This is a genomic window from Nevskia sp., assembly GCF_051860985.1.
GTDB lineage: Bacteria > Pseudomonadota > Gammaproteobacteria > Nevskiales > Nevskiaceae > Nevskia.
Map to the genome: position 1 here is coordinate 1 of NZ_JBIMKV010000038.1, position 5,245 is coordinate 5,245.

General features: G+C 67.0%; 4 protein-coding genes. 2 read left to right on the plus strand and 2 right to left on the minus strand.

The window, feature by feature from the left end; translation table 11 throughout:
- The first annotated feature begins 204 nt into the window (after positions 1-204).
- Both ACTIGJ_RS19530 and ACTIGJ_RS19535 read left to right on the plus strand, forming a co-directional pair.
- A complete protein-coding gene (locus ACTIGJ_RS19530) occupies positions 205-2,133 on the plus strand; it encodes a MacB family efflux pump subunit (RefSeq protein ID WP_439641988.1) in 1,929 nt (642 codons plus the stop codon).
- 24 nt (positions 2,134-2,157) lie between these two features.
- Positions 2,158-3,516, plus strand: coding sequence for an efflux transporter outer membrane subunit (locus tag ACTIGJ_RS19535; RefSeq protein ID WP_439641989.1), 1,359 nt, complete (start codon positions 2,158-2,160; stop codon positions 3,514-3,516).
- Positions 3,517-3,602: 86 nt separating this feature from the next.
- Here the strand turns inward: ACTIGJ_RS19535 and ssb are convergent, their stop codons facing one another.
- Together ssb and ACTIGJ_RS19545 are read right to left on the minus strand one after the other, a co-directional pair.
- Entirely contained in the window at positions 3,603-4,094 is a 492-nt protein-coding gene (gene ssb / locus ACTIGJ_RS19540) for a single-stranded DNA-binding protein (RefSeq protein ID WP_439641990.1), read from the minus strand.
- Between the two features lie 484 nt (positions 4,095-4,578).
- The coding region (locus ACTIGJ_RS19545; RefSeq protein ID WP_439641991.1) for a hypothetical protein at positions 4,579-5,245 on the minus strand (667 nt) is incomplete at its 5' end.

Genomic DNA, 5,245 nt, shown 5'->3' on the forward strand with positions numbered 1-5,245 from the left:
CTGGCGGCAGGTGCGCGTTGGCCTGGCCACCCGTACCGAAGCCGAGGTGCTGTCCGGGCTGGCAGTCGGCGAGGAGATCGTGGTCGGCGAAAAAGGCAGTGCCGCGCAGGCCGGCGGCGGCAACGGCGCCCGCGCCGCGCCGCGCATGCCGGGCGGCATGGGGCCGCGGCTGTGAGCGCCGGTCGGCCAGCCGCGACCGATGCCGTGCCGCTGCTGCAGCTCGATGACGTTGCCCGGATCTACGCCGGCGGCGACGGCGCCGAGGTGCGGGCGCTCGACGGCGTCACCCTGTCGATCGCCAGCGGCGAGTTCGTCGCGATCATGGGCCAGTCCGGTTCCGGCAAGTCGACGCTGATGAACCTGCTGGGCTGTCTCGACACGCCGAGCCGGGGCCGCTACCGCGTGCGCGGCATCGATGTATCGACCTTGGAAAAGGACGCGCTGGCGGCGCTGCGCCGCGACTGCTTCGGTTTCGTGTTCCAGCGCTACAACCTGATGAGCACGATCACCGCCGCCGAGAACGTCGAACTGCCGGCGATCTACGCCGGCACCGCCAAGGCGCAGCGGGTGCAGCGGGCGGCAGCGCTGCTCGGCCAGCTCGGTCTTGGCGAGCGCCTCGGCCACCGGCCGAACCAGCTGTCCGGCGGCCAGCAGCAGCGGGTGTCGATCGCCCGGGCGCTGATGAACAACGCCGAGGTGATCCTGGCCGACGAGCCGACCGGCGCGCTCGACAGCAAGAGCGGCGAGGAAGTGCTGGCGCTGCTGAAGGGCCTGCACGCCGAGGGCCGCACGATCATCCTGATCACCCACGATGCGCAGGTGGCGGCTCATGCCGAGCGGATCATCCGGATCAGCGACGGCCGCATCGTCGACGACAGTGGCGCCCGCACGGCGGTCTCGGCACGGCGCGAAGCGCTGCCGGCCCGCCGTCATCCGCACTGGCTGCCGGATCTCGGCGAGGCGGTGAAGATGGCCTTGCATTCGCTGCGCGGCAACCTGTTCCGCTCGGCCCTGACCCTGCTCGGCGTGGTCATTGGCGTGGCGGCCGTGGTGACCATGCTGGCGATCGGCAACGGCAGCAAGGCGCAGGTGATGAAGAGCATCGAGTCGATGGGCAGCAACCTGCTGCTGATCCAGCCCGGCGCGCCCGGCACCCGGCCGAGCGGCGAGCTGGCGATGCTGAAAGAAAGCGATGCCGAAGCGGTGCGGGAACTCGATGGCGTCGCGGCGGTGTCGCCGCAGCGGCAATCCCGGCAGACGCTGCGCTACGGCAACGTCGACTACAAGAGCAATGTCGCCGGCGTCTGGCCGACCTGGACCCAGATGCAGGACTGGAAGCTGTCCGAAGGCGTGTTCGTCAGCGATGACGACGTCAAGACCTACGCACCGGTGATCGTGCTGGGCGCCACGGTGGCGCAGAACCTGTTTCCGGACCTCGCATCGCCGGTCGGCCGCTACGTGCTGGTCGGCAAGGTGCCGTTCCAGGTGGTCGGCGTGCTGGCCGCCAAGGGCGCCAATGCCTTCGGCTCGGACATGGACGATGTCGCGCTGATTCCCCTGTCGACCGGCTTCGCCCGGGTGTTCGGCAAGCGCTTCCTCGGCGGCATCAACGTCAAACTGGCCGGCGCCGAGGTCGCCGACAGCACCGAAGCCGCGATCACCGAACTGCTGACCGCCCGCCACGGCACCATCGACTTCCAGGTGCGCAGCACCAGTTCGCTGATGGAGATGGCGACCACCACGCAGAACACGCTGACGCTGCTGCTGGGCTCTGTCGCCTTCATCTCGCTGCTGGTCGGCGGCATCGGCGTGATGAACATCATGCTGGTCAACGTCACCGAGCGGACTCGCGAGATCGGCGTGCGCATGGCCACCGGCGCGCGCACCAGCAACATCCTGCTGCAGTTCAACACCGAGGCGCTGGTGATCTGCGGCATCGGCGGCGTCATCGGCGTGCTGCTCGGCATCGCCGCCGCGCTGGTCGCCGAGGCGCTCGGCAGCAAGGTGGTGTTCACCGTTGCCCCGGCGCTGTTCGCGTTTGCCTCCGCGTTCATCACCGGCCTGCTGTTCGGCTACCTGCCGGCGCGCAAGGCCGCCCATCTCGATCCGGTCGTCGCGCTGGCCTCCGAATAGCGCGCAGCACTCCGCCCATCTGCCATGAATGCCACCCGACTTCCGCTCGCCGCCGGCCTTGCGCTGCTGGTCTCCGCCTGCAGCCTGACGCCGGCGATGACGCCGCCCGCGCTGCCGATTCCGGCGCACTACGCGCAGGCCGAGGCGCTCGACCCCACCGGCGCGAAGACCGTCGATGCCACGTGGTGGCGACGCTTCGGCAGCGCCGAGCTGGATCAGTTGATGGCGGATGCGCTGGCTACCAACCACGACCTGGCGGCGGCCGTCGCCCGCATCGAGCAGTCGCGGGCCAATGCCCGGGCGGCGCGTGCGGCGCTGCTGCCGACGGTCAGTGCCTCGGGTTCGGCGTCGGCCAGCCTGCGTGACGGCGACAGCGGCGACGAAGCCAGCGGCGCGAGCCTGAGCGCCGCCTACGAGCTGGACCTCTGGGGCCGCAACGCGGCCACCGCCGCGTCGGCGCAGGCCCGTCTCGATGCCAGCCGCTACAGCCGCGATGCCGTGGCGCTGGTGCTGCAGGGCGATGTGGCGAGCAACTTCTTTCAGATCCTGGCGCTCAAGGACCGGCTGGCGCTGACCGAGGAAAACCGCGCCGCCGCCGCCGAACTGCTGCGCCTTGTGCAGCTGCGCTTCGACAACGGCGCCGCCAACGCGCTGGAACTGGCGCAGCAGAAGACCGCGCTGCTCAACATCGAAGCGACGCTGCCGGCGCTGCGCCTGAGTCTGGAGCAGAGCCACCATGCGCTGGCCGTGCTGCTGGCGCGGGCGCCCGGCGGTTTCACGGTGGCCACCGCATCGCTGGCCGGCATCGTCGCGCCGGCGATCGCGGTCGACGCACCGGCCAGCCTGCTGCTGCAGCGGCCGGATATCCGCGCGTCGGAAAGCCAGCTGATCGCCGCCAATGCCGACATCGGCGTTGCCCGTGCCGCGCTGCTGCCCAGCCTGTCGCTGTCGGCCTCGGCCGGCCTTGATGGCCTGATCACCAGCGGTAGCAGCAGCCTGCTGTCACTGGCGGCCTCGCTGACCCAGCCGATCTTCAACAGCGGGCGCTTGCAGAGCCAGGTGAAGCTCGCCGAGGCGCAGCGCCAGGAACTGGTCGAGAACTACGCGCAGACCGTGCTGCTGGCGCTCAAGGATGTCGAGGACAACCTGGTTGCCGTCGGCAGCAACGAACGGCGTGCGACGCTGCTGACGCAATCGACCGAACAGGCCCGGCTCGCCTACCAGTTGGCCCGCACCCGCTACGACGCCGGCGCCGACGACCTGCTGACTCTGCTCGATGCCCAGCGCACCCGGCTCAACGCCGAAGACAGCCTGGTGCAGGCCGGGCTGGCCCGGCAGACCGCCGCCATCGGCCTGTTCAAGGCGCTGGGCGGCGGTTACTGATCCGCGAACGGCGCGCCGCCGCGCTGCCCCGGCGTGCAACGAAAAACCCCCGCAGCGCGGGGGTTTTTCAGGTCCGACGGAGCCCGTCAGAACGGGATGTCGTCATCCTCGAAATCGGCCGCCGGTGCGGCCTGCGGCTGCGGCGCCGGACGGCTCGGTGCCGGGCGCGAGGCCGGGCCGCTGCTGCGGGCCGGCGGCATCTGGCTGTAGCCGTCGTCCATGCCGCCGCCGGCGCCGCCGCCACGGCCGTCGAGCATCTGCATGTCGTTGACGTTGATCTCGGTGATGTAGCGCTCCTGGCCTTCCTTGTCGGTGTACTTGCGGTAGCGCAGCGAACCCTCGACGTAGATCTTCGAGCCCTTCTTCAGGTACTGGCCGGCGATCTCGGCGAGCTTCCGGGTAATCACCAGGTTGTGCCACTCGGTGCGTTCCTTCTTCTCGCCCGAGCCCTTGTCGTTCCACGATTCCGACGTCGCGAGCGTGAGGTTGCAGAACGCGTCGCCGTTCGGGAAGTACTTCACCTCGGGGTCTTTCCCGATGTTGCCGATCAGAATGACCTTGTTGACGCCGCGTGCCATGTTGCCTCCGTGCTGCTGTGTGGTTTGAAAACGAGTTGGAAGTCACGAAAACAAGCTGGACTATCCGAATTTAAGTTGGGACTGCGTACCTAGCTGAATCAACGACTTGTCGAAGATATAGCTGGCAGGAGCAGTACAAACGCGGGGTTCGTCATCATGTTTCTTCGACCTCAGGAGTCAATCCGGAAAGCGGTTTCCCGCTGCGGCGCGGTATTACAGCACACGGCCAGCGGACGTACTGCGGCTGCGAGCTACACCGGGTGTGGTCTCCGGAACACGTGCCCGCGGTGGCGCTGAGGGACGCTGAATAGCCGCGGGGGGGCCTAGCCGCCGATGCAAGCTGGGACGTCCAACGAGAACGGCGCATGTCGGAAGCACAGGCTCAGCGAGCCGAGACGGTGTGGGTTCGCGGTGCGCCGCCGTTACAAGCTTCACGCGTGGCAGGCTCACCATCAGGCAATCGCAACTATTCGTGGGGGCAAGGTTAAAGCTGGTCCGGGTCCGGGTCCGGTTCCGCTGGTGCTGGTCGATCAGGCCAAAGGCTTTCGAGCTTTCGGAGCGCCTCGCGTTCTTCGGCGTTGAAATTTTCCGGCGATTCCTCGGCTTCCAACTTGAGTTCCTTTCTAGCAGCTACCCTGAAGGGCCTTTCAAGAGCTTTCTGGTTATCCGCAAGCCATCTCAAATGCTCGCTTGCTGCGACAAGTGGCCAACCGATTTCGTCAGATGGCCAGGGCACGAGGTAGGGGTTGATTTCATGCATGACTTCCCATCGACGGGTCATGTCCGCGCCTCTAAACGGAAACTGGCTTCTTTCAGGGCCGCGAAGAAGGTTCGCTCGTGACCAAACGAGCGGGTCTATAGGTGACCAATCACGGAACAGAATCCGCCGGGTCACCATGGACTGAATTCCCGTTGCAAGGAATGAATCGAAAATAGTTGCGTGGAGGGCCTCGGTGGTTGGATGAAGCGCATTCGCATATAGACGAGCCTGATCAAACTTCAATTGGTCCATTGCTAGGCGACACGACACAGCCAACACAAGAATGGCATCCAGGTTGCCCTTCTGAACAACCAAGCTAATTCCCGACTGAACCGACGCCAAGTCGTTAGCCCGGTAAGGGAACGCTGTGAACCGCCCCGGTTTTCCCGGA